This is a genomic window from Corynebacterium sp. (assembly GCF_030826625.1).
Classification (GTDB): Bacteria; Actinomycetota; Actinomycetes; order Mycobacteriales; family Mycobacteriaceae; genus Corynebacterium.
Genome location: NZ_JAPJNQ010000004.1, coordinates 38167 through 61988 on the forward strand (window position 1 = coordinate 38167; position 23822 = coordinate 61988).

Here is a 23822-nt window from a genome sequence, read left to right on the forward strand (position 1 = left end):
GATTTTCTCGCGCTGATTATCTACGGCGCCTTCATCCAGCGTTCTTCAGCAACCGGAATCACGCTTATTCTGGGTGTCGCGGGTTCAGCAGATCCGAGCCTTCCGGAGCATGCGCAGGGTCGGCGCCGGCTTCCACCTGCTTATTCTGCTCGTCGACGAAGATGACGCGCGAGCGGTAATCGTGCAGCTCCTCTGTGTTGTACTGCGCATAAGCGATGATGATCACCAGGTCGCCGGGGTTTATCAGGCGCGCGGCCGCTCCGTTGATTCCGATGATGCCCGACCCGCGTTCGCCGGTGATCGCATAAGTGGTCAGGCGATTGCCGTTGTTGATGTCAACGATGTCGATCTGCTCGCCCTCGAGAATGTCCGCGGCCTCCATCAAAGCCGCGTCGATGGTGCACGAGCCGACATAATGCAGGTCCGCCTGCGTGACGGTGGCTCGATGAATCTTAGATTTCAGCATGGTACGCAACACGGCACATACCTTAGTCGGTACGGTGATGCGGTGATAAACGGCCGGTTAAAGAAATGATAATCGGCCGGTTAAAAGAATGATAAACGGCGTGCTAATGAGGTGTTAAATGGTCGGTTAGAATGGTGATAAATAGACTAGTAACTAAGTGATAAACGGTCGGGTAGCAAAGAGATAAACGGTCGTTTTCAGTGCTAATATCGAGGTCATGGCTCTTAGCGGGTATCAATCAGATGGCCAGGAAAAATCAGGCAGCAATGCACAATCAAGCAATGCACGATCAAGCGGCAACGCGAAGAATTACCTTTGGCGCTACATCGATGACGAACTGGAAGCGCTGGATGGTCTCACAGCGATCGCGATCGATGGGGCAAAAGGCGTCGGCAAGTCCGAAACCAGCATCCGTCGGGCAGATGAAACCTGGCATCTAGACCGGGATAACGAGCGCGAATTGCTCTACGCCCAGATGGATAAAATCTTGCAGGGCCCGGGCACAATTTGTCTTGATGAATGGCAACATGTCCCGCAGGTGTGGGATGCGGTGCGGCGCAACGTCGATAAGCACGTGGCTACCAGGTATTTGCTGACTGGTAGCGCTACCCCCACAAGTGGCGTCGACACGCACTCCGGTGCAGGCCGGATTCTGTCATTGCGCATGCGCCCGCTATCGGTGGCAGAACGTGACAACACGCAGCCTAGTGTCCGGATAGCGGAACTATTCGAGCAGAAAAATGATTTCCGTGTAGAAAATCCCCGCGTAGAAATTAGTGGTGCAACTGATTGGCAGTTGGCCGATTATGCCGAAGCAATTTGCTCGACCGGGCTGCCAGGCATCCGCACGCTGCCGCCGCGCGCCCGCAGGCAGCACGTAGCGTCTTATATCCACCGGGTTATTGACCGCGATATTCCGGAGCAAGGACTGTTGGTGCGCAAACCGGAATCCTTGCGGGCCTGGTGGCGTGCCTACGCTGCAGCATCGTCGACGCCGACGGCATACAACAAAATACTGGATGCGGCGACGGCAGGAGACAGCAACAAAACTTCCAAAGAAACAGCCCAGGGCTACCGCGATATGCTGCAAAAACTTTGGTTGCTTGATCCCGTCCCGGCGTGGCACCCGAACCGCACGCCGTTGAAACGCCTGACCACCGGGCCCAAACATCAGATTTTTGATCCGGGAATTGCAGCAGCCTTGCTGGGCGTCACAGCAGAAATGTTGGTCTCGCGTGATCCGGGCAGCTGGGAGCTGTTCGGTCAGCTGTTTGAATCTTTGGTTACCCTGACGGTTCGCGCAGCCGGCCAGGCAGCCGAGGCAGAGACAGCACACCTGCGGTTGCAAGGTGGAAGCAGAGAAGTCGATCTGATTCTGGAGCGTTACGACGGCAAGGTCATTGCTTTTGAGGTTAAACTCAGCCCGGTCCCCACAGACCGCGACGTGCGGCATCTGAATTGGCTGGGAGAACAACTTGGTTCCCGGCTTGTCGACAAAATCGTGGTCACCACGGGAAGCCATGCGTATCGGCGTGCCGACGGATGCGCAGTTGTTCCTCTTGCATTATTGGGCTAGTGCACGAGAGCCCCCAGAACCCGCAGAAACCCAGAATCTGCAGCTCGCGCTATGCTCCGCTATGCTTCCCGCCGCGCACCCGCCCCCGGAAGCGCCACCGCAAACTCGGGTTCGGCGAAACCGGCCTCGGCAAACGCCTGCGCGATGGCTTCCGCGGTCTCTTCAACCTTCTCAGCAGGCAACAACGCGATTGACGAACCACCGAAACCACCACCGGTCATGCGCGCACCGAGCGCGCCGTGTTTCATCGCGACCTCGACGGAGACGTCGAGCTGCGCGACGCTCACCTCATAATCATCACGTAGCGAAGCGTGGCTAGCCTGCATGGATTCGCCAAAACCGGCCAGATCACCCGCCTGCAGCTGCTCGATCGCCTCCGCTGTGCGGGCAATTTCGCTGACGATATGCCGCACCCGCTTGGCGACGGTTTCCTGCCACTCCGCGTCATCCACACCCTCGGGCGTGTTTGCCGCTGCCCAGCGCGCGGATGCAACTTCCGCATCGGATGCGCAGTTGTTCCTCTTGCATTATTGGGCTAGTGCACGAGAGCCCCCAGAACCCGCAGAAACCCAGAATCTGCAGCTCGCGCTATGCTCCGCTATGCTTCCCGCCGCGCACCCGCCCCCGGAAGCGCCACCGCAAACTCGGGTTCGGCGAAACCGGCCTCGGCAAACGCCTGCGCGATGGCTTCCGCGGTCTCTTCAACCTTCTCAGCAGGCAACAACGCGATTGACGAACCACCGAAACCACCACCGGTCATGCGCGCACCGAGCGCGCCGTGTTTCATCGCGACCTCGACGGAGACGTCGAGCTGCGCGACGCTCACCTCATAATCATCACGTAGCGAAGCGTGGCTAGCCTGCATGGATTCGCCAAAACCGGCCAGATCACCCGCCTGCAGCTGCTCGATCGCCTCCGCTGTGCGGGCAATTTCGCTGACGATATGCCGCACCCGCTTGGCGACGGTTTCCTGCCACTCCGCGTCATCCACACCCTCGGGCGTGTTTGCCGCTGCCCAGCGCGCGGATGCAACTTCCGCATCGTCTGCATAACGCAAACTGCTCACGCCCAGGTCAGCGGTGACGCCATCGACGACGGCACGACGTGAGGCGTACTGGCCGTCGGCAAGCGTGTGCGGGGCATTCGTGTTGGTGATCAGCACGGCCAAGCCACGGTCGGCGATCTGGAACGGCACCTGGTGGGTGGAATCGGTGGCGAAATCAATCGCGAGCGCGTGGCCCGGCTCGGCGAATAACGCAATGCGCTGGTCCAAACCACCAGTGGAGGCCCCGACGACCTCGTTTTCCGCGCGGATCGCCGCCTGCATGAGCGCAGTGCGAATGGACGACTGGGAAGTATCGGTGCGGGCATCGTCGTCAAGCCCGGCCAAATCCGCGGAAGCCAACGCCACCGAACATTCCAGGGCAGCAGAACTGGACAAGCCTGCGCCGACCGGCACATCCGAGATGATCGCGATGTTTAGCCCAGGCAAATCCAAGCCAGGCAGATCCAACCCAGACAGTTCCAGGCTCGCCGCCCACACGGTGCCGACGACGTACCCCGCCCAATCAGCCGGATAACCAGGGCATACCTGATCCATGGCGATCTCGGTGTGCATGGTCTCAGCTCCGAACTGCGAAACCACGCGGTAGACACCGTCGTTGTTCAGCGCCGCGGCAACATAGGTGCGCTGCGACAGTGCGAAGGGCAGGCAGATGCCACCGGCATAGTCGACGTGCTCGCCGATCAGGTTTACGCGCCCCGGCGCCGACCACACGCCGGCGGGCTCAGCAGGCACAGCGGGCTTTGCAGCTCCGAAGTGTTCCCGATACAGCGCCGTGACATCGGCGACTGCCTGCTCAGGGGTGCGGGTGGAAAACCAATGAACCATCGTGATCAGCGACTTTCTAATTCTGCGCACTATTGCGCTGTATTGCGTTCTTATTCTGTGACTTCGCGGAAGCGCTCGGCGATGCGCTCCGGGGTGGTATCGGAAATCCACGCGCCCTGGCCAGACTCGCTACCAGCCAAAAACTTCATGCGCCCTGGCGAACGCATCAACGAGAACAGCTGCAGGTGCAAGCGTCCATCATCCGGCGCATTGACCGGCGCCTGATTCCACGACGCAATATACGGCGTGCGCTCGACGCCCGGGAAGAACCGATCCATGCGCCCGAGAAGATCCAGGTACAGCCGGGTCAGTTCGTGCTTTTCGACGTCAGTCAGCTCTGCGAAATTCGGCACCGCGCGGTGCGGCATGAGCATGATTTCCACCGGCCACTTCGCAGCCGCAGGAACGAAAGCCGTAAAGTGCTCGCCCTCGACGACGATGCGCTGGCCGTCGGCATGCTCGGAATCCAGAATGTGATCGAACAGATCTGGGCCGGTGCCAGCGCTAGTGCCAGTGTCAGCCCCGCCTTGCGCCTCCCGAAATTCCTGCGCACGGGCAGCGATCTGCGCGGCGCGCTCCGGCACGAACGGATAAGCATAAATCTGGCCGTGCGGGTGCTGCAGCGTGACACCGATTTCCTCGCCCCGGTTTTCAAACGGGTAGACATACTCGATGCCGGGCAGCGCGGAAAGCTCTTTGGTGCGGTGCGCCCACGCCTCGACGACGGTGCGAGCGCGGTGAAAAGGCAAGTCACGAAATGAAGCCTGCGAATCCGAGGTAAAACACACCACCTCGCAGCGGCCGTGGCCGGGTGCGGTGGGAACGAAAGGAGCGCCGGCAGAGCCAGAATCAGCACCCGAGCCAGCCTGTAATTCCGACTTCGCCAACGACGGGAAGCGGTTCTGGAACACCACGACGTCGTAGTCGTCGGCAGGAATCTCGGTCGGCAGCTGGCCCGGACGGGTCGGTGCCAGCGGGTTTTCATTCGCTGGCGGCAAAAACGTGCGGTTCATCCGGTGCGCCGCGTAGGTGTACCAGGCACCAGTCAGCGGATCCTGCCGCAGCTGGGAAGCGCTGCTGGTCGCTGGGAGCTCGCGTTTGTCGACGAGCGCCCGAGTGTGCTGCCCCGAGACATATTCTTCCGTATCGTCGAAATAGAGCAGCTCGCGACCGTCGGCAAGCTGGGTGCGGGTAATGCGCATCGGATGCTGCATGGAAAACTCCAGAATTAGCGGGTGGTGGGTTCGCCGGATTGTGGCTCAGCTGCAGCGCTAGCCTCAGTGGCAGCACTAGTCTCAGCCTCGTCGATTTTGATCGGGTTTGCCTTAGTCCACCAGAAGAAAATTCCGGCGGCAACTAGCATCGCCACGCCCGTCCACAGGTTGTACGAAGAATCTTTCGCGGCGCCGGTCGCGGCATCGACGCCGGGGTCCAGGAAGAGGAAGCTGAGCAGCAAGATGAGGCCGTACAAGCCCAACAATGCGCCGATGACGTTGCGGATGTCGAATGCGCCGGCGGTGTGGGAGCGCTGCGAGTTCTGGCTCGCGGATGATTTCTTAGTCATGATCGTGCGTGCTCCTTAGCTAGATGAACATGATGTTGAGGATAACGACCAGCACCAGACACAGCACACCCAACGGGACGGTGCGGCGGTACCACGGCAGGCCGTCTTCGGTGGAATCGGTCAGATTTTCCTTCGGGGTGACGGACTTGACGAAGCCCACCAGCTCCTTGTCCGGCTTCGGCTTGGTGACCAGCGAAACGACGACGGACACCAGGATGTCGACGCCGAAGGCCAGCGACGCTGCGACGAACGCGGTGCCCTGACCAGGCAGGTTGAACAATCCAGCCTCGGCGCCGCTGAAGGTGGCGATCGCCCAGTACACAATCGCGGAACCAGTACCGGCAACCAGACCAGCCCAACCGGCGGTCGGGGTCATGCGCTTCCAGAACATACCCAGGATGAACGTGGCGAACAGTGGCGCGTTGAAGAAACCGAACAGCGTTTGCAGGTAATCCATGACGTTGCCGAAGTTCGAGGCCAGCAGCGCGGTGAACACGGCAATCGCGGTGGCACCGATCGTCGCCAAGCGGCCCACGCCGGTGTAGTAATCGTCGTTGCGATCCTTGACGACGTAGGTCTGCCACAAGTCATAGGAGAACACGGTGTTGAACGCCGAAATATTCGCGGCCATACCGGCCATGAAGGCAGCCAGCAGACCAGCCAAAGCAACACCAAGCAGACCGTTGGGCAGCAAATCACGCATCAGGTACAGCATCGCGTCGTTCGGCTCAGCGGAGCCATCCAACAGCGGGGTGACGGTAGCGCCGGCGATCATGCCGGGGATCACGACGATGAACGGCACGAACATCTTCGGGAAAGCACCAATGATCGGGGTTTTGCGTGCCGACGACAGGGAATCCGCGGCCATGGAACGCTGCACCTCAACGAAGTTGGTGGTCCAGTAACCGAAAGACAGCACGAAGCCGAGGCCGAAGACCAGGCCGATGGCAGAAACGATCGGGTTGTCGAAGCCGGAAATTTCCGTGCCTGGCCAGGCGCTGAAGTGGCCCGGGTCGGCGACCTTTTCCTTCAGGCCGCTCCAACCGCCGACGCTGTGCAGACCGATCAAGGTCAGTGGCAGCAGGGCAGCGATGATGACGAAGAACTGCAGCACCTCGTTGTAGATGGCGGCAGAAAGGCCACCCAAGGTGATGTAGGAAAGTACGATGACCGCGGCGATCACCAGGGTGACCCACAATGGCCAGCCCAGCAGCGAGTTGACGACCTTGGCCAGCAGCAACAGGTTAATACCGGCGATTAGCAGCTGCGCCAGGGCAAAAGACAGTGCGTTGACCAGGTGTGCGCCGGTGCCGAAACGGCGACGCATGAACTCTGGAACCGAGCGCACCTTCGAGCCGTAGTAGAACGGCATCATCACGATACCCAGGAACACCATCGCAGGGATGGCGCCGATCCAGAAGTAGTGCATCGTTTCGAAGCCGTACTGCACACCATTGGCGGACATGCCGACGATCTCGACGGCACCCAGGTTGGCGGAAATAAACGCCAGGCCCGTCACCCAGGCTGGTAGCGAGCGTCCGGACAAGAAGAAGTCGATGGAACTCGATACCTTCGACTTCGCTGCCCAGCCGATGCCCAGCACGAACAAGAAATAGATTGCCACCAGGGTGTAGTCCACCCAGGACGCATTCAAAAGCAGGCCATCTTCCTGCATAGCGGGAACCTCCCGGAATAAATAGGCCTTCCCCAAAGCCGATGAAGGCCGGGGTATCTGGCCTGCTCGGTCCCTGCGTGAAGGAGAGTGAATACGCGCCAACCAGCGAAAACCGCCTAACTTAGGTAATCATCACTTGATCGGTGCGTCGTGGCGTAATCATCATAACCCTAAAGGGTTGGTTTAGGGTGAGGTGGGGTCTAGGAAGGGGAAGAAAAAGGGGAAGAAACTAGACCGCAACAATGCCGAAACGAAATTGCGTGGTTGTGCCCGCGGGAAGTTCCAGCAGGCTTTTCCCACTGCGCAGCGCATTCGGCGGGCAGGTCATCGGTTCCACGGCAACGGCACGCCCGATATTCGGGGCGGATTCCGGGGAAGTATAAACCTGACACCAGCCGAAATGCTCATCTGCCCATAGCTGCGTGCCGTGGCCGTCGGCCTTGCGCAGCTCGACTGTGTGCGCGGGGCCGTCGTCGCTCTGCGGTTCCTCCAGCCGGAAACAATGGTCCAGCGTGATTCCCGCCATGGCTTGTTGCTTGCCGACGATTTCCGTCGCCGGAATTTCTGGGCCCGCCGGAAGCAGGCGGTCTGGGTCGAGCGGCAGGTTCGTGGCTGCTGGCATGGATAAGGTGCACTCATTCAGCGGTGCGCCCAATGCGCTGAGGTACGGGTGCCAGCCCACGCCGAAAGGGCTGGAGGTTGTGCCGGGGTGGGCGGTGTCGGTGGCAGTTTCGGTGCCAGTATTGGTGACAGTGAGTTCTGCGGACAGGCCATCGTCGGCAAGTGCCCAGGTGATGGAATAGACCAATGGCCACGGCCAGTCGGTGCGCGCCGGGCCCTGCCAATGCAAAGTCACGGCGCTGCGGGAGTGCTCGGTGATTTCCCACGTAGCTTCGGCAGCGAAGCCATGCAAGGCGTTGTTGTGGTTGGTTTCGTTGCAGCGCAGGCGGTGGATGGTGCCGTGGTGGGAAAAGATGCCGTCGCCGGTGCGGTTCGGCCACGGTGCGAGGAGCGCTCCGGCGGTGAACGGACGCGCGTGCTGATAGCCCACTACCAGGGGTTTTCCGTCGTAAAGTAAGGTGGCCAGGCCAGCACCATGTGGGTCGATCGTGGCGGTGTAATTGCCAGTGGAGATCTGCAGCGCGTGATTGTGCGGTGCTTGATGATTCAACTCAGCGTGAGAAGTCATGCCCAGCAGTTTAAGTCGTGTGGTTGCAAACCTCGCGGTGGTGTGGCTGAAGCGAGCCGTAATTGCGCATTATTCGGAGAACTGGCGAAAATTGTTAATTTAGAGGGGGTGCTAATCTAACAATTTTGCGTCGCACGCGTATTTCACTGGGAAGTTTCAACCGGTTGACTTGAAAAGATCACCAATCCGAAACGTTAAAAATGCTTGGGAACTTTTTCCATTCGCGGTGCGACTACTTTGTGTAGTTCGCGGCTGCAGACGAGAACTTCACCAAAACAAGTTTTAGTCCCCGAACCCGAAGGCTTTTGTCCATGACTCTACGCCAAGATCGCCCAGCGCAAGCATCTACCACGATGCCTGCTGGCGCCGTCGACGAGACCTCTGCGCGCAATTCACGTGGCGCACGCAAACCCAATGCACTTGTTGCGCTGCTCCGACGCCTGCATTTCTATGCAGGCATGTTCATCGGACCGTTCCTGCTCATCGCAGCCATCAGTGGCGCGCTGTACGCAGTCGCACCCACCGCAGAAAAATTGGTGTACCAGGACGTTTTGACCGTTACCCCGCCACCTGGGGCGGAAGGTGTTACCAACACGGTTTCGCTGGAAGAACAGGTGAATAAGGCCCACGAAGCCTTCCCGGATTTGGATATTGCCCAGGTCTGGCCATCCTCAGAACCCGGTGAGACCACCCGCGTGCTGCTGATCGACGAAACCATCGATGAGGCGGAACTGCGCAGCGTGTTCGTCAACCCGTACACCGGATCGGTAGTCGGCGACGAGCCTTCCTATTCCGGTTTAGGCGAGCTGCCGTTGCGCCGGTGGATTTCCCACCTGCACGAAAGCATGCACTTGGGCCCAGTAGGTGAGCTGTACTCGGAGCTGGCAGCCAGCTGGCTGTGGTTCTTTGCCTTGGGCGGCCTGGTGTTGTGGGCTTCCCGCAACAAAAGGGTGCAGCAGCTATTCGGGTTCGGTAAAGCTAGGACCGGCAAAGAAGCGAAAAATGGTGACGCTAACGATGCCAACGATGCTAAGGATGCTAAAGATGCCAAAAACAAAGGCACCGGACGTCGTCGCCTGGTCAGCCTGCACGGCGTGACGGGTACCTGGATGCTCATCGGCATGCTGGCGCTCTCAGTTACCGGAATCACCTGGTCTACCTACGCCGGCGGAAACGTGAACCGCACCGTGGAAGCGCTGCAGTGGCGGGCGGATCCGATCACCACGGAACTCAGTGGACAATCGGAAGCTGCGGCAGACCCGCACGCAGAGCACGCAGAACACGCTGGCCACGGCGGTGGCGGCGGCGCGGAAGCAGAAGCTGAAGCTCGTGCTTGGACCCCGGAGGAAATCGCCGAACAAGCCGATCAGGTTCTGGCGACGGCTCGTGAAGAGGGCCTGACTGGTTCATTGCGCATGTACCCAGGCGAAAGCGTTGAGCACGGCTGGCAGGCCAGCGAGCGCTGGACCGAATGGCGCACCACCTCGGATGCTATTTCCGTCGATGGTGAGACCGGCGAAGTCATTGACCGCCTGCCATTTTCCGAACTGCCACTGTTTTCCAAGCTGACTTCCTGGGGTATTTACCTGCACATGGGAATCATGTTTGGTCTGCCGCTGCAGATCCTGCTGCTGGTCACCGCGCTGGCCATCGCGGGCCTGGTGGTGCTGGGCTACATGATCTGGTGGAAACGCCGTCCAACCCCGGGCGCGACCGCAGGTATCCCAGGGCCACGCACCAAGCTGAGCACCAAACAGTGGATCATCGTGGCGGTATTCCTGGTTGCCGTGGGCGGCTTCTTGCCGCTATTCGGAATTAGCTTGGCCGCGATGTTGCTTGCCGACGTCTTGCTGAGCAAGCGCGCCGGGCAAGCAGGTGGAGCAAAAACCTCAGCGCGCGTGGTGTGATGCCACGATCAGCGCGCGTGCTTAATTAGGATCGGTTTTCATTACTCCCAGGAGCTAGGCGCCTCGACGTGGTCGCGGCGTTCTTCTCCTTCGGCATACAACGGCATGTCTTGACCGGCACGGTAGAACGGCACATTATTCGCAGGCAGAGGGTTCTTGCCCTTGATCAAATCTGCTGCCTTCTCGGCCACCATCATCGTCGGCGCATAAATATTGCCGTTGGTGATTGACGGGAATACCGAAGAGTCGACGACGTACAAGCCTTCGGTGCCCCAGACCTGCATGGTGTCGGGATCCACGACGGCCATCGGATCGTCCTCGGCACCCATTTTTGCAGTACAGGAAGGGTGCAAAGCGGTTTCGCCGTCGTTGCGTACCCACTCCAGGATCTCCTCGTCGGTCTGCACCTCTGGGCCTGGGGAGAATTCGCGCGTGCCGTGCTCTGCCATCGCGTCGGTGGCCATCAACTCACGTGCCTTGTGCACGGCCTCGACCCATTCGCGGCGATCCTGCTCGGTGCGCAGATAGTTAAACAGCATCTTCGGCTTGACGTGCGGGTCTGCCGATTGGATGCGCACCCAGCCCTTGGTATCGGAGAACATCGGGCCGACGTGCCACTGGAAACCGTGCTTGACCTTGGCTGGGGTGCCGTCGTAACGCACCGCCATCGGCAGGAAGTGGAACATCAGGTTCGGGTATTCTTCGTCGTCATTGGAACGCACGAAGCCACCGGCCTCAAAGTGGGAGGTCGCCACCGGCCCCTTGTGGGTCAGCAACCACTGCAGGCCCATGAACGGCCAACGCCACTTGCGCAGGTACGGCTGCGAGGAATGCGGCGTGTCCACCTCATACTGGATGTAGACCTCGAGGTGATCCTGCAGGTTTTCGCCCACGCCTGGCAGTTCCTTGACGACGTCAATGCCGTGTTCTTCCAGCAACTCACGCGGTCCGACGCCGGAAAGCTGCAACAGTTGTGGCGTGTTGATAGCGCCGGAAGCGAGAATGACCTTGTCCGCGTAGATACGTCGGGTAGCACCCTGCCATTCGTATTCCACGCCCTTGGCGGTGGTGCCGTCGAAAATCACGCGACGGGTGAAGGCTTGGGTGCGTACCTCCAGGTTCTCGCGCTGCAAGATCGGGTGCAGGTAGGCGCGTGCCGACGAGTGGCGGCGTCCTTTTTTAATATTGCGGTCGAAAGGCGCGAAGCCTTCCTGCCGGTAGCCGTTGACGTCGTTAGTCAGCTCATAGCCGGATTCCTGCACGGACTTGAATAGTGCCTGGAACAGCGGGCTGGTGGCCGGGCCGCGGGAAAGATACAGCGGGCCGTTGTGGCCGCGGCGTGGATCGTCGGCGTCTGCGCCCTTGGCGGTTTCCATTTTGTTGAAGTACGGCAGGCAGTGAGCGTAATCCCAGTGCTCCAGGCCCGGATTTTCTGCCCACTTTTCATAATCCAGCGGGTTGCCGCGCTGGAAAATCATGCCGTTGATGGAACCGGAACCGCCCAGCACCTTACCGCGGGCATGCGGCACGCGGCGGCCGTTCATCTCTGGCTCTGGCTCGGTTTCGTAGATCCAGTCGTAGTCTTTATCGCCGATCGGGAAGGAGAAGCCCGAAGGCATGTGGATGAACAAATCCCAAATGCTGTCTGGGCGTCCGGCTTCCAGGACGACGACGCGGGTATCTGGGTCTTCGGTCAAGCGGTTGGCAACCACCGATCCTGCAGATCCACCGCCGACGACAACGACGTCGCTGACCTCATCGGTAACTGGCACCGAGTTTGTCGAGGCCTTCTTCGCCGAGGTCGCGGAATTCAGGGAATTAAACAGTCGCGAAAAAATGCTCACGCTGCGTCCTTTCTACTGCTCATGCCCACGGCGGGAGCCGTGCGCGAATCGACAATCCAGCCTAGCGACGAAAAATAGACCTAGCCAATAAGTGTGTGATGGTATACAGTCAAAAAGCTTGGAATCTGAAAATTTCTTCAAAACTGCCTCAAAAAATCCGCACAGCAGTAGAACGTAAGGAGATGGTGGTGGCTGAACAAGCTAAACCGCAATCGGCCAAAAATAACACCCCGGAAAATAAGGCCTCGGAAAATAAAGCCTCGGAAAATAAGGCCTCGCGCTTTATCCCGCGGGCGCTCGTGGGCACCTTCCGCGCCGAAACTGGTTATGACCACGGTGATGACGTACCAACCGCGAAACCGAACTGGGTCGTGTTTGGTTTTTCCAGTGCGATCATTTTGGCCATTGCACTGTATACGTTCTTGGCGACGGAATCCGCGGAAGACAACCTGAACGCGATCACCAGCTGGATAGCCACCAACTTCGGTTGGTTTTATATTTTGACCGCCACCGCGGTGGTGATTTTCGTGCTGGTGGTTGCATTTTCCCGCACCGGCAATATCCGCCTGGGGCCGGACCACTCGCGTCCGAAGTACAGCCTGTACACCTGGGCCTCGATGCTGTTTGCCGCCGGTATTGGCGTCGACCTGATGTTCTTTGGTGTTGCCGAGCCACTCACGCAGTACTTCGAGCCGCCAACAACGGACCCAGAAACCTATGCCGCGGCGAAAGAAGCCGTCGCCTGGGCGATGTTCCACTACGGCATCGTCGGCTGGGCCATGTACGCGCTGATGGGCATGGCTTTCGGCTACTTCGCCTACCGCCTGAATATGCCACTGGCTATCCGTTCTGCGCTGTACCCAATCATCGGTAAGCGCATTCACGGCGCGGCCGGCCACACGGTGGAAATCGCGGCGATGCTGGGCACCGTTTTCGGTATTGCTGCTTCGCTGGGTATCGGCGTCGTCCAGCTGAGCTACGGTTTGCACATCATTTTCGACGTCGAGCTAACCATGGGGCTGCAGGCCACCCTGGTTGCCGTCGGCGTGATCGTGGCGACGATTTCTGCGATCTCGGGCGTCGACAAGGGTATTCGTCGTCTTTCGGAGCTCAACGTTGCTGTTGCCATCTTCCTGGGGCTCTACGTTTTGATCGCTGGCAAGACCGCCTGGCTGCTCAACGCGCTGATCGATAACGTCGGCACGATGCTGGCGACTTTCCCGGCATGGGTGATGGACACCTACGCCTACGCTGACGATCAAGATTCCGTCGCTGCATGGATGGAAGCCTGGACGCTGTTCTTCTGGGCATGGTGGATCGCGTGGGCAACCTTCGTCGGCTTGTTCCTGGCACGCATTTCCCGCGGCCGCACCCTGCGCCAATTCGTCATCGGTACCTTGATGTTCCCGTTCCTGTTCATCGTGCTGTGGATGTCGTTTTTCGGTAACTCCGCGCTCGATCTGGTTATGGGCGGCAACAACGAAGAATTCGCCGAAACCGCGATGGCACAGCCAGAATCTGGCTTCTACGAACTGCTGGGCACCTACCCGGGTGCATCGGCCCTGATTTTGCTGGCCACCCTGTGTGGTCTGCTGCTCTACATCACCTCGGCGGACTCCGGTGCGCTGGTGATGGCGAACTTCACCTCGCACATCATCGACCACCGCCAGGATGGTGCACCGTGGTTGCGCGTGTTCTGGTCGCTGACCGTTGGTGTACTGACCCTGGGCATGCTGGGCATCGGTGGTGTGGCCGCGGTGCAGGCGGCGACAGTGATAATGGGCCTGCCGTTCGCGTTCGTGATGTGGATGGTGATGTTCTCGTTGTGGAAGTCGCTGCGCCAAGAAAATATCCAGCGTGACTCGCGTGCGGTGGCTTTGCATTCCGCGATCGCCGGTCGCGTCGGCGGGGCGCGGTGGAAATCCCGTATTGGTCGGGCAAACCGTTGGCCAAGTGGCAAGGAAATCACCGAGTACTTCGACAACACCGCTACCCCTGCGCTGGAGAAACTCTGTACCGAGTTGCGCAACGAAGGCCTGGATGCCCGTTTGCTCACCAGCCTGGTTGAAGAATGCCAGTTGCCACAGCTAGACCTGGAAATTGCGCTGGGCGACGAGCGCGAGTTCCGTTATCAGCTGTACCCAATCCAGACTGAAAGCCCGGATTTCGTGGACGGAAATAGTGATTATTATCGCTTGGAGGTCTTCGACAACAATGGCTCTATGGGCTTTGACGTCTATGGCTACGACGAGGATCAGCTGATCAATAACGTGCTTGACCTCTACGATCGCCACTTGGAGTACCTGCACATGCAGGCGCCGCTGCGTGGTTCTTCGGACCTGTCGGATAATTCGAATCCGGTTCGTAGCTGGAAGGAAGACTTCTCCGAATAAAGCCGGTGTTATTGACCCTGGCTGGTAACCGCGGTGCGAATAGCACGCCAGCAGTACAGCTATAGTGAAGCCCCCAGATCACCTTGTAGGCAACAGTCCGCTGTGATTCCGGGGGTTTCTTGCTGTTCCGACGAAGCTATTTTGTGGCTTTTACTGTCCAAAAAGAAGTAACAGCAGCAGCTGTCAGGAAAGTTGGAACCAGAAGCCACAGTCCGCCGGTGGAGTCAACAAAAATCATCAACAGTATAGGGATAATTAATGCTGCCCACGTGGCAATGATGCACGATTGTGCCAGTTTTGAATAGCTCATGAGGACTCCTTAACAAAAAACAGCAGCAAAAAGCAGCAGCAAAAAGCAGCAGCTCCGGTGTTAGCAGTGTGTAGATTATCGCATTCATTAAATAACTTGTGACCCATATTCAGATCATTACAAGAATTCTCCGAATAAAGTATTGTAATGCGCATGAGAATAAATAAGATTGCGCTATCTTTTGTTGCTGCCGCCACAATGGCGGTAAGCAGCATCGCCACCCCGTTTGCTCACGCCGTACAGGGCGGAACTCCGGTCTCGGATGACGATGCAAACGCGAAAAACGTCGTTATCGTCTCCGGATGCACCGGCACCGCCATCAGCCCACACTGGGTGCTGGCAGCACGGCATTGCTTCGGTGACGGCACCACCGCAAAGCTGGTGCGCACCGGAATTGAAAAGACCGGCACTAAAGGATCCGAAGAGGTCTATCACGCGCCAAGTGGCGATATTTCCTTGGTGCGCATGTCTCCACACTCCGCATTTGATTTTGACAGCTACCCAGAGCTGGCCACTGAAGAGCCGAAGCCAGGCCAGGTAGGAACCTTCTACGGCTGGGATAACACCTCGCACAAGCGGCTGCCGCACTCCCAGGCTGAGGTGCAAGGTATGTACCAGGACGGTAGCTACGACAACGGCAAGATGTATACCGTGCACCACAAAGACGGTGCGTACTCGCAGCCAGGTGATTCCGGCGGGCCGTTCTTCATCAACGGCAAGCTCTCTGGTGTGGCTTCCGCAATTTCCGGTGACGGCGTGCCACTGAATTTGGCCGATATCTCTGCACAGTTGGACTGGATCAAACAGACCATGGCGAAAAACGGTGACGAGCCGAACCTAGGCAACGGCGCGGTCAATGGCATGGACAAAATTTTGCAGGAGAAGGGGCTGAAGAAGCCGGGGGCGGAAAAAGATAAAGAGGACGGGCAGCAAACTCAGGAGCAGGCACCAAATCCAGAGCAGACGCAGTCAGAGCAGACACAGCCAAAACCTGCGCAGCCAGAAAAGCAGGAATCAAAACCCGCGCAAACAAAACCTGGAAAGCAGCAGCCAGCGAAACCTGCCCGGCCTAACCAGGGTAGCCCGCTGCTGTCGTCGTCCAACCTGTAAATTCCTGTCAGAAAATTTTCTATTCGGAACTCCGAGGGAACATGAGTATAAATAAGATTGCGCTATCCTTAGCTGCTGCCGTGACGGTGGCAACAAGCATCATTGCCACTCCATCTGCGCAAGCAGTCCAAGGCGCCGCCCCAGTGTCTGACGACGATGCACTGGCGAAAAACGTCGTTATCGTTGGCGGATGTACCGGAACTGCCATCAGCCCGCACTGGATTTTGGCAGCAAAACACTGCTTCGGCAACGGCACTACGGCACACCTGTTGCACACCGGTGTTGAAAAGACCGGAGTGGATGGCACCGAAGAGGCCTACCATGCACCAACCGGCGATATTGCCCTGGTGCGTATGTCCACGCACTCCGCATTCACATTCGACAGCTATCCAGAGTTGGCTACTGAAGCGCCGAAGCCGGGCCAGGTAGGAACCTTCTACGGCTGGGATAGCACCTCGCACAAACGGCTGCCGCACTCCCAAGCAGAAGTGAAAAACCTTTATCAAAACGGCAGCTATAACAACGGCAAAATGTATACCGTTCATCACAAAGACGGAGCGTATGCACAGCCTGGTGATTCCGGCGGACCATTGTTCATTGACGGTAAGTTATCCGGCGTAGCCTCCGCGATTTCTGGCAATGGAACGCCGATGAACTTGGCCGATATCTCAGCTGAGATCAACTGGATAAAGCAGACTATGGCGCGCAATGGAGATGAACCAAATCTGGGCAATGGAGCGGTCAACGGCATGGATAAACTGTTGCGGTTGAAAGGTTTCTTGCCACGGGCGTGAGCAAACTTGCACAGCGCGTGGCCACCTTTCGCAGTAAAATTGGGATTTTCAGAAATGATGAGACCCAAGCGAAAGGTGCCATTTTGACCAACGCGAACAATCGCAGCACGTTGTTTGACCCGACCACCACGGATTTGCTTGCCGACGTCTACCGCGCCGGAAACGACGCACCGGCCAGCTTGTTCATCGGTGGCCAGTGGCGCCAGGCGCAGGAAGGCGGCACTCGCACCATCAGCTGCCCTGCTGACGGCACCACGGTGGGTATGGTCTCGGAAGCCACGGATGAAGACACCATCGCGGCCATCAAAGTAGCGCGCGAGACTTTTGAATCCGGCGTGTGGTCGTCGGTTCCGGCCCGTGACCGTGGCCGGTTGGTTATCGGAATCGCAGATAAAATCCGCGAGCACAAAGAACTCTTCGCTGCCGCGGAATCCGCCGATACCGGCAAGCGCTTCGAAGATTCTTTGGTGGATATGGACGATATCGCCGCTGCCTTTGAACACTTCGGCACGTTGATCGGCCACCAGGCCGGCCGGGTGATTGACCCTGGCATGGATAATGTGCGCTCGCGCATTGACCACGAACCAGTCGGCGTCGTCGGCATGGTCACCCCATGGAACTACCCGCTGCTGCAGGTTGCCTACAAGGTTGCCCCAGCCATCGCTGCTGGTAACACCTTCGTGCTGAAGCAAGCAGAACTCACCCCGCACACCGCCATGCTGCTGATGGCGGTGCTGAAAGAACTCGGCCTGCCCGACGGCGTGGCCAACCTGATCACCGGTGCCGGCGCAGCCTGCGGCACCCCACTGTCGACTCACCCGGACGTCGACATGGTCTCGTTTACCGGTGGCCTGCAGACCGGCAAGCTGATTGCCCGCAACGCGGCAGAAACCGTCAAGCGCGTGGCCCTGGAGCTGGGCGGCAAGAACCCGAACATCATCTTCGCGGATGCTGACTTTGATGTGGCCGTCGACAATGCCCTCAACGGTGCGTTTTTCCACTCCGGGCAGGTCTGCTCGGCGGGCTCGCGCATCCTGGTGGAAGAATCGCTGCACGATAAATTCGTTGAAGAATTCGCTAAGCGCGCCAACAACATCAAGCTCGGCGGCCCGACCGACGAGAAGGCTGAAACTGGCCCGCTGATTTCCGCTGAGCACCGCGAGAAAGTCGCCGGCTATGTCGACGAAGCCCGCGAGCATGGCGCGAAAATCCTTTCCGGTGGCCGCATCGCCACCAGTGAAGACACCAACGGCCAGCACGGCACCGGCCAATCGGATCTGGGCGCAGGTTTTTATTATTTGCCGACAGTCATCGATGGCGTCGACCGCAATGCCGACATGGATTTTGTCTACGACGAAGCCTTCGGTCCAGTCGTGACCATCGAAACCTTCCGTGATGAAGACGAAGCGCTGGAGATCGCCAACGACACCATCTATGGTCTGACGGGCGCAGTGTTTACCACCGATGCGGGCAAAGCCGAGCGCATTGTGCGCGGGCTACGCCACTGCACCATCTGGATCAACGACTATCACCCATACCTGCCGCAGGCAGAATGGGGCGGCTACAAGCAATCCGGCAATGGTCGCGAGCTAGGTGAGGTCGGCCTGGCCGAATACCAGGAGCACAAGCACGTTTATCACAACCTGACTCCGACCGTGCACGGGCAGTTTGGTCAACAGTAACTAGTGAGTCGGCTGCTTATTCGGTGACTCACTGCTAGGTGACTGTTTGCTTGGTAACTGGCTGACCGCCGTATACAACTCGTTCTGGGGTTTGGCCGCTTTGAACGCGGCCACCCAGACGTAGATAAACGCTGAATACAGCACCAGGCCGGTGACGATCTTGCTGCCGATCAGCAGCACGAGGTTATCGCCAAGAATATTCCAGCCGAAGTGACAGGCGAACGCCACGGCAAACCAGCCCAGCGCGTGGGCCAGGCGCCACGGTAGCGACTTGCCCGCTGCAAACAGGGCCCAACCGATGCCCCCGCCCGCCAAACCGGTAAACGCGATGTGCAAAAACGGGCCGAGGAATACTCGCGCACCCCAAATCTGCAGCACACCCATGATGTCCGAGGACGGATGAATCGGCGACATCACGATGCCGTAGAGCAGGTTTTCAAAAGATTCAAAACCTAACCCGACGAGCATGCCGATGACAAAACCGTGCCACGGGCGGTTGAGCTGCCGAAACGCCAATAAAATGAAAACCACGCCGGCAGCTTTCGCGATTTCTTCCGGGTAGGCCCCGCCCCAGGACGCAGCCGTTGTGGTTGCACCAGTGTGGGCGGCTAGGTCGATGATCGACGGCGCACTCACGGAAACCAGGGCGTAACTGGTGCCCGCGCCCCACAGTACCGCCAACAGCGCCGGGGCCCAGCCGCGATCTGGCCATAATCGGGTGCGACGCACCACCGCCATGAGGATTCCCAAATACGCCACGGTAAACACGGCGCTGATCGCAGCCGGGGTGGGCAAAGCGAGGGCATTCGGCAGCACAGGAAGCGCCATGAATGGCAGCCCCACCAGGATGAATAAGAACAGTGAATAGCGGAATAGTTTGCTCATGATTATACGTGCCGCCTGACTGTTTGTGTGGATACATTTGTGTGTTCGAATGCGTTATGTCCGGACGCGTTATGCCCTGACATGTTATGTCCGGACGCGTTATGGACGGATTGCGGCAGCGGGTTTTCTGCAGTATCGCTGCCAGTACCGGAATAGCCGTGCAGCAGTTCGCGGACGATTTCTGGTAGTTCGTTCCCGGAAATTTCGCGCCAAGAATTGCTAATGATATCTAAGTTTTCGCTGATGAGTCCACGGAAAACGATGACCTGGGATGCACCCACTGCGCTCGTCGACATGGCAATACCTCGACCATTCGGTTCGATGAGCAGGCGTTGTTCACCCTCACGCAAAATATCGCCTTCGGGCAGGTCAGCGCGCGTGATAAACCGGAACATGCGGCGCAAAGCCAGGTCTGGATCGCCTGCGTGCAGGGTGGTTATCGCCTCAATATGTAGCCCCGGGCAATTCCACCCCTCGCCGGTCAGCGCCAATGCGTCGATGGGGCATTCCCTGTCTGCCAGGTGTAATTCCGAACCCGTCAGTGGGTCGGATACCACCAGTGGGGCAGTGGCTTGGCGTGTCGACGAGGTCGCTTTGCTGAGTACCACGGGCGTGAGCATGGCGATGGCGACCACAACGACAAGCACCACCCACAGCAGCGTCGTGCGTTGCGGTTGTGTGCGGTATAAGCGAAGTTGGGTTGAGCTCAGATCGGGCGGGGAAACAGGAGCGGGCATGTTAGCCAGCCTAGTAAACTAGTCGAACATGAAAGACCTATATACATATGTCAACGGTCCGTGGCTGGAAAACCACGTGATCCCCGACGATCGCGCCGTCGACGGAACTTTCCACAAACTGCGTGATCAGGCTGAAGATGATGTCCGCGAGATCGTCAACGAGGACACCGGGCGCGCCGGTAATCTGTTTGCTTCCTTCATGGACACCGACGGCGTTAATGACGCTGGTTTGGCCCCGCTTGCCGACGACTTCGCCTTGCTGTCCGTCCGCGATATCGAAGAATTCGTCGAAAACCTGGGCGCGCTGGAACGCGTCGGGGTGACCAGCCCGCTGACATTCTGGGTGGAAAAAGACTCCGGCAGCGAAGATTCGGTGGCTTACCTGGTGCAATCCGGTCTCGGACTGCCGGATGAGGCCTATTATCGCAGCGAAACCCACGCCGATACGCTGGCGGCTTATCGCGAACACGTCGCCACCATGCTCGGCTTCCTGGATTCGGCGAAGCTGTTCGGACTGGATGCTGAAATTGCCGCCGAGCGCATCGTCGCCCTGGAAACTGAGATCGCGTCCGGGCACTGGGACGTCGTTGCCAGCCGCGATGCCTTGAAGACGTACAACCCGACGGATTTCGATGAGCTTCCAGACATCATCCAGACCCTGCTGCACGGCGGCAAACTGCCGGAGCATCGCCTGGTCAACATGATGCCGAGCTACGTCGAGCACCTGACTGAACTGCTGACCAACGACCGGCTGGCCGACTGGCAGCTGTGGGCAACCTGGCACATTCTGCTTTCCCGCGCCGGGGTGCTACCGGAAAAGGTCAGTGAAGCGAATTTCAACTTCTACGGGCGCCAACTCACCGGCTCCACCGAACAACGCGATCGCTGGAAGCGTGGCGTCGGCATCGTGGAATCATTGGTGGGCCAGGAGGTCGGCAAGCTATTCGTCGACAAGCACTTCCCGGCCTCGTCTAAGAAAGACATGCTGGAGCTGGTGGATTACCTGATTCGCGCGTATCGCCAGCGCATCTCCAACCTGGAGTGGATGACGCAAGAAACCCGCGAACGTGCGCTGGAGAAACTCGAGCAATTCAAAGCGAAAATCGGTTACCCGGATAAGTGGCGGGATTATTCCGGTCTGGAGTTTTCCCCGAACGGTGCCGAACTGGTGGCGAATGTGCGCGCCGGGGCAGCGTTCAGCCACGACTATGAGCTGGGCAAAGTCGGCGAACCGGCGCGCCGCGACGAGTGGGTGGCAAACCCGCAGACCGTCAACGCGTTCTATAACCCGGTGGTTAACGACATCACCTTCCCGGCCGCGATTTTGCGCGCGCCATTCTATAACCCCGATGCTGATGCCGCCGAAAACTTCGGCGCGATCGGTTCTGTGATTGGCCACGAGATCGGCCACGGTTTTGATGATCAGGGTTCGAACTACGACGGCCAGGGCAACCTGAACCAGTGGTGGTCAGATGAAGACCGCGCCGCCTTTGACGAGCTCACCGAGAAACTGGTGGGGCAGTTTGAGGGACTGGTGCCGTCGGTATTGGCTGGTGAAGACGGCGCGCCTGGCGTCAATGGTGAATTCACCCTGGGTGAAAACATCGGTGACCTGGGCGGACTCGGCATCGCCGTGGTGGCTTATCAGCTCTACCTGGACGATCACGACATGAGCTACGACGATACCGCCGTCGAAGCCTTCGACGTTGACGGTGCCCAGCCGGAGCTCTACGAGCGGAAGTTCAACGGCTTGCAGCGGTTGTTCCTGGCCTGGGGCCGGGTCTGGCGTACCGCTATTCGCCCAGAGATGGCGAAGCAGTACTTGGCCATTGACCCGCACTCGCCGGCGGAGTTCCGCTGCAACCAAATCGCAGCAAACATCGACGAATTCTACGAGGCCTTCGAAGAAGTCGGCCCGGATTCGCCGATGTATCTGCCGCCGGAGCAGCGCGTCAATATCTGGTAGTTGTTGCTCAGTAGCTGAAGCTACTTCACCGTGAGGCTGGCGAGGACGTACTCTTCGCCATTGTCGCGGTGTACGCCCAGCAAGCCATAGGTGTCTTTTTCATCTTGCTCGCTGGGCGTTATTTCTGTGCGGAAGTGCAGCTCGAAGCGTTTTACTTCACCGTCGACGTTGACGGTACCTTCTGCGAAATCAGCGGTGGCTTTATCCAGGTTCACGGCGCTGATGTGCGCATCCGGGGATTTACCGGTGCCGCGGATGGCGAAAATCGGGGTGATGCCGTTGGAGAACGCTGCGCCCCGTTGCCCGGTCATCATGGTGCGAACCCACTGCTCTACTGCGACGGAATCGCACATGCCGTAGGCCACGGAGCGCTGCCCGAGTACTGAGTGCTGCATGGAGACGATGGGGTTGTCCGCGGCGTGGGGGTCGAGGTTTTCGGCTGCGCGGTAGGTCAGTGAGAGCTGGCGCAGCTGCTCGGTGCCATCGGTGCCAACGTAAACTTCGATGCCGACCTCGCCTGCGGGATCCACGATGCGATAAAAACCTTGCAGGTCAGTGATGTTGCCGTAGCGTGCGGCGATCTCGTCTTTGCCTGGTTGCAACTTCGCGTCGAAAATTTCTGCGACTGCGGTCATATGAGAATCCTTTCTCTTGGCTCGCTCCCATGGTACCGAGCCATTTGGAGAAGCCACGTAAACTACAATGCATGACGGAAAACAGCGCGATCAACAAGAACGTCAGTAAAAAGCGCCCGGAAGGCATGAGCGCAGAAGAAGCTCGGATGTACGACGATTTTCAGATCGGCGGCCATGAGCGCGACATGCCTGAAACCGAGCGCCTAGCACAGCTGGCTTCTTTTATTGACGCGCATTATGACAAACCCGCTGGCTGGGAAGCCGAGGCCGAGTTGTCTGTGGCTGCTGAGCAGTCTGAGCAGCAGTTCGAGGAGCAGCGCGCGGAGTTGGAAAACTATCTAGCCCGGCTGCCGGATCGCATCACGCATGCCGCGATGATCATGCTGGGTAGCGCGGTTGATCATTCGCTGCCGGTGACTGCCTTTGCCGGCAACGTTGGGACGCGGGACGACGAGTTTGGCCGCTGGTACATCCCAGAAAACCCGCATGGTGTGGCCGTCGCGGTGGTGGGCGGCTGGTGGTATGCCGGTGCTGCGCGGGAGATGTCCTGGGAGCCGGAAATCGCTGGTTTAGCTGGGGCTTCGGGCCGCCAGATTTTGAGCGTGCACTTTCCGTTGCAGCCAGAAGCCACCGTCGAGCAGGCACGCGCGTTCGTGCGCCAGGCGTTGGAATCTGCCCGCGGTGATGAAGGGATTGTCGCCTGGGGCAAGTGGGCAGGTGCCGATTTGCTGCTGGACAATGCCGAGCTTGTTGACGCCGCCCTCGCGGTGACATTTCCCAGCAGCGATTCCGCACCAGCAACAGATGCACGAGTGTTGGTGCAAGACCTTGTTGCTCAACGGCATGTGGCTACACCGAACACCTCTCGGGAAGCCATCCAGGAGATCGCAGAATTCTGGAACGCTCGCTGATGGCCACCAACACTGACCTCAGCGTGATCATGTCGGTGTATCACAAAGATAAACCCGCTGCGCTGCGCACATGCCTGGATTCGTTGCTGGGCCAAACCCTGCAGGCAGAAGAAATCCTGGTGACCGCCGACGGTCCGTTAGACGCGGAACTCGATGCCGTGCTCGCGGAATACTCCGAGTACATCACGCTGTTCCGCCTGCCCGAAAACCGTGGTTCCGCGGTTGCGCGTCAGCGCAGTCTAGATGAAGTAAACACCACCTATTTTGCGGTGATGGATGCCGACGAT

21 protein-coding genes are annotated in these 23822 nt (G+C 58.8%); 9 read left to right on the forward strand and 12 right to left on the reverse strand.

Annotated features, from left to right (window positions below):
- Positions 1 to 64 precede the first annotated feature (64 nt).
- Complete coding sequence (panD, locus tag RCH87_RS01215; protein WP_306514928.1) at positions 65 to 478, reverse strand: aspartate 1-decarboxylase; 414 nt, start codon at positions 476 to 478, stop codon at positions 65 to 67.
- Between the two features lie 205 nt (positions 479 to 683).
- On the opposite strand from panD, the gene RCH87_RS01220 reads away from it, so the two are divergent.
- Entirely contained in the window at positions 684 to 2042 is a 1359-nt protein-coding gene (locus RCH87_RS01220; RefSeq protein WP_306514929.1) for an ATP-binding protein, read from the forward strand.
- 59 nt (positions 2043 to 2101) lie between these two features.
- Here RCH87_RS01220 and RCH87_RS01225 read toward each other — a convergent pair whose 3' ends face one another.
- The 6 genes from RCH87_RS01225 to RCH87_RS01250 all read right to left on the reverse strand — a co-directional run bounded on the left by RCH87_RS01225 (position 2102) and on the right by RCH87_RS01250 (position 8361).
- Positions 2102 to 2494, reverse strand: a complete 393-nt coding sequence (locus RCH87_RS01225; RefSeq protein WP_306514930.1) for a hypothetical protein — start codon at positions 2492 to 2494, stop codon at positions 2102 to 2104.
- A 146-nt stretch (positions 2495 to 2640) separates the two neighbouring features.
- Positions 2641 to 3933 (reverse strand): galactokinase, encoded by a 1293-nt coding sequence (gene galK / locus RCH87_RS01230; RefSeq protein WP_306514948.1) that lies wholly within the window; start codon positions 3931 to 3933, stop codon positions 2641 to 2643.
- 50 nt (positions 3934 to 3983) lie between these two features.
- A complete protein-coding gene (gene galT / locus RCH87_RS01235; RefSeq protein WP_306514931.1) occupies positions 3984 to 5147 on the reverse strand; it encodes a galactose-1-phosphate uridylyltransferase in 1164 nt (387 codons plus the stop codon).
- 14 nt (positions 5148 to 5161) lie between these two features.
- The gene (locus RCH87_RS01240) at positions 5162 to 5497 is read right to left on the reverse strand and encodes a hypothetical protein (RefSeq protein ID WP_306514932.1); all 336 of its coding nucleotides are present in this window, start codon (positions 5495 to 5497) and stop codon (positions 5162 to 5164) included.
- 19 nt (positions 5498 to 5516) lie between these two features.
- Positions 5517 to 7172 (reverse strand): sodium:solute symporter family protein, encoded by a 1656-nt coding sequence (locus RCH87_RS01245; protein ID WP_306514933.1) that lies wholly within the window; start codon positions 7170 to 7172, stop codon positions 5517 to 5519.
- 229 nt (positions 7173 to 7401) lie between these two features.
- A complete protein-coding gene (locus RCH87_RS01250; protein ID WP_306514934.1) occupies positions 7402 to 8361 on the reverse strand; it encodes an aldose epimerase in 960 nt (319 codons plus the stop codon).
- A 311-nt stretch (positions 8362 to 8672) separates the two neighbouring features.
- Between RCH87_RS01250 and RCH87_RS01255 the strand changes: the two genes are divergently transcribed.
- Positions 8673 to 10268 (forward strand): PepSY domain-containing protein, encoded by a 1596-nt coding sequence (locus RCH87_RS01255; RefSeq protein ID WP_306514935.1) that lies wholly within the window; start codon positions 8673 to 8675, stop codon positions 10266 to 10268.
- Positions 10269 to 10309: 41 nt separating this feature from the next.
- On the opposite strand, the gene betA is transcribed toward RCH87_RS01255, so the two are convergent.
- Positions 10310 to 12082, reverse strand: coding sequence for a choline dehydrogenase (betA, locus tag RCH87_RS01260; RefSeq protein ID WP_373690888.1), 1773 nt, complete (start codon positions 12080 to 12082; stop codon positions 10310 to 10312).
- Positions 12083 to 12294: 212 nt separating this feature from the next.
- Between betA and betT the strand changes: the two genes are divergently transcribed.
- On the forward strand, positions 12295 to 14505 hold the full coding sequence (betT, locus tag RCH87_RS01265) for a choline BCCT transporter BetT (protein WP_306514936.1): 2211 nt from the start codon (positions 12295 to 12297) through the stop codon (positions 14503 to 14505).
- Positions 14506 to 14641: 136 nt separating this feature from the next.
- Here betT and RCH87_RS01270 read toward each other — a convergent pair whose 3' ends face one another.
- Entirely contained in the window at positions 14642 to 14815 is a 174-nt protein-coding gene (locus RCH87_RS01270) for a hypothetical protein (protein WP_306514937.1), read from the reverse strand.
- Positions 14816 to 14968: 153 nt separating this feature from the next.
- Between RCH87_RS01270 and RCH87_RS01275 the strand changes: the two genes are divergently transcribed.
- The 3 genes from RCH87_RS01275 to RCH87_RS01285 all read left to right on the forward strand — a co-directional run bounded on the left by RCH87_RS01275 (position 14969) and on the right by RCH87_RS01285 (position 18401).
- A complete protein-coding gene (locus RCH87_RS01275; RefSeq protein WP_306514938.1) occupies positions 14969 to 15925 on the forward strand; it encodes a trypsin-like serine protease in 957 nt (318 codons plus the stop codon).
- A 41-nt stretch (positions 15926 to 15966) separates the two neighbouring features.
- Complete coding sequence (locus tag RCH87_RS01280; RefSeq protein WP_306514939.1) at positions 15967 to 16719, forward strand: trypsin-like serine protease; 753 nt, start codon at positions 15967 to 15969, stop codon at positions 16717 to 16719.
- An 83-nt stretch (positions 16720 to 16802) separates the two neighbouring features.
- Positions 16803 to 18401 carry an aldehyde dehydrogenase family protein gene (locus RCH87_RS01285; protein ID WP_306514940.1) on the forward strand — a complete coding sequence of 533 codons (1599 nt, stop codon included), beginning with the start codon at positions 16803 to 16805 and terminating at the stop codon, positions 18399 to 18401.
- Here RCH87_RS01285 and RCH87_RS01290 read toward each other — a convergent pair whose 3' ends face one another.
- Both RCH87_RS01290 and RCH87_RS01295 read right to left on the reverse strand, forming a co-directional pair.
- A complete protein-coding gene (locus tag RCH87_RS01290) occupies positions 18402 to 19286 on the reverse strand; it encodes a PrsW family intramembrane metalloprotease (RefSeq protein WP_306514941.1) in 885 nt (294 codons plus the stop codon).
- A gap of 2 nt (positions 19287 to 19288) precedes the next feature.
- Positions 19289 to 20023: a hypothetical protein gene (locus tag RCH87_RS01295; RefSeq protein ID WP_306514942.1), complete on the reverse strand. Its 735-nt coding sequence runs from the start codon at positions 20021 to 20023 to the stop codon at positions 19289 to 19291.
- A gap of 28 nt (positions 20024 to 20051) precedes the next feature.
- Here RCH87_RS01295 and RCH87_RS01300 point away from each other — a divergent pair, with 28 nt between their 5' ends.
- Positions 20052 to 21989 carry a M13 family metallopeptidase gene (locus RCH87_RS01300; RefSeq protein ID WP_306514943.1) on the forward strand — a complete coding sequence of 646 codons (1938 nt, stop codon included), beginning with the start codon at positions 20052 to 20054 and terminating at the stop codon, positions 21987 to 21989.
- 20 nt (positions 21990 to 22009) lie between these two features.
- On the opposite strand, the gene RCH87_RS01305 is transcribed toward RCH87_RS01300, so the two are convergent.
- Positions 22010 to 22624, reverse strand: a complete 615-nt coding sequence (locus RCH87_RS01305; protein WP_306514944.1) for a hypothetical protein — start codon at positions 22622 to 22624, stop codon at positions 22010 to 22012.
- 71 nt (positions 22625 to 22695) lie between these two features.
- Here RCH87_RS01305 and RCH87_RS01310 point away from each other — a divergent pair, with 71 nt between their 5' ends.
- The gene (locus RCH87_RS01310; protein ID WP_306514945.1) at positions 22696 to 23535 is read left to right on the forward strand and encodes a hypothetical protein; all 840 of its coding nucleotides are present in this window, start codon (positions 22696 to 22698) and stop codon (positions 23533 to 23535) included.
- On the forward strand, positions 23535 to 23822 hold a 288-nt coding region (locus RCH87_RS01315), incomplete at its 3' end, for a glycosyltransferase (RefSeq protein ID WP_306514946.1). The genes RCH87_RS01310 and RCH87_RS01315, both read left to right, overlap by 1 nt.

What these genes read in the sequence shown, in the direction of transcription:
- RCH87_RS01280 (WP_306514939.1), top strand. Translation starts at nt 15,967, where the DNA reads ATGAGTATAAATAAGATTGCGCTATCCTTAGCTGCTGCCGTGACGGTG.
- RCH87_RS01220 (WP_306514929.1), top strand. Translation starts at nt 684, where the DNA reads ATGGCTCTTAGCGGGTATCAATCAGATGGCCAGGAAAAATCAGGCAGC.
- RCH87_RS01245 (WP_306514933.1), bottom strand. Translation starts at nt 7,172, where the DNA reads ATGCAGGAAGATGGCCTGCTTTTGAATGCGTCCTGGGTGGACTACACC.
- RCH87_RS01305 (WP_306514944.1), bottom strand. Translation starts at nt 22,624, where the DNA reads ATGACCGCAGTCGCAGAAATTTTCGACGCGAAGTTGCAACCAGGCAAA.
- RCH87_RS01270 (WP_306514937.1), bottom strand. Translation starts at nt 14,815, where the DNA reads ATGAGCTATTCAAAACTGGCACAATCGTGCATCATTGCCACGTGGGCA.
- RCH87_RS01295 (WP_306514942.1), bottom strand. Translation starts at nt 20,023, where the DNA reads ATGCCCGCTCCTGTTTCCCCGCCCGATCTGAGCTCAACCCAACTTCGC.
- RCH87_RS01240 (WP_306514932.1), bottom strand. Translation starts at nt 5,497, where the DNA reads ATGACTAAGAAATCATCCGCGAGCCAGAACTCGCAGCGCTCCCACACC.
- RCH87_RS01255 (WP_306514935.1), top strand. Translation starts at nt 8,673, where the DNA reads ATGACTCTACGCCAAGATCGCCCAGCGCAAGCATCTACCACGATGCCT.
- RCH87_RS01250 (WP_306514934.1), bottom strand. Translation starts at nt 8,361, where the DNA reads ATGACTTCTCACGCTGAGTTGAATCATCAAGCACCGCACAATCACGCG.
- betT (WP_306514936.1), top strand. Translation starts at nt 12,295, where the DNA reads ATGGTGGTGGCTGAACAAGCTAAACCGCAATCGGCCAAAAATAACACC.
- RCH87_RS01275 (WP_306514938.1), top strand. Translation starts at nt 14,969, where the DNA reads ATGAGAATAAATAAGATTGCGCTATCTTTTGTTGCTGCCGCCACAATG.
- RCH87_RS01300 (WP_306514943.1), top strand. Translation starts at nt 20,052, where the DNA reads ATGAAAGACCTATATACATATGTCAACGGTCCGTGGCTGGAAAACCAC.
- RCH87_RS01310 (WP_306514945.1), top strand. Translation starts at nt 22,696, where the DNA reads ATGACGGAAAACAGCGCGATCAACAAGAACGTCAGTAAAAAGCGCCCG.
- galK (WP_306514948.1), bottom strand. Translation starts at nt 3,933, where the DNA reads ATGGTTCATTGGTTTTCCACCCGCACCCCTGAGCAGGCAGTCGCCGAT.
- galT (WP_306514931.1), bottom strand. Translation starts at nt 5,147, where the DNA reads ATGCAGCATCCGATGCGCATTACCCGCACCCAGCTTGCCGACGGTCGC.
- RCH87_RS01290 (WP_306514941.1), bottom strand. Translation starts at nt 19,286, where the DNA reads ATGAGCAAACTATTCCGCTATTCACTGTTCTTATTCATCCTGGTGGGG.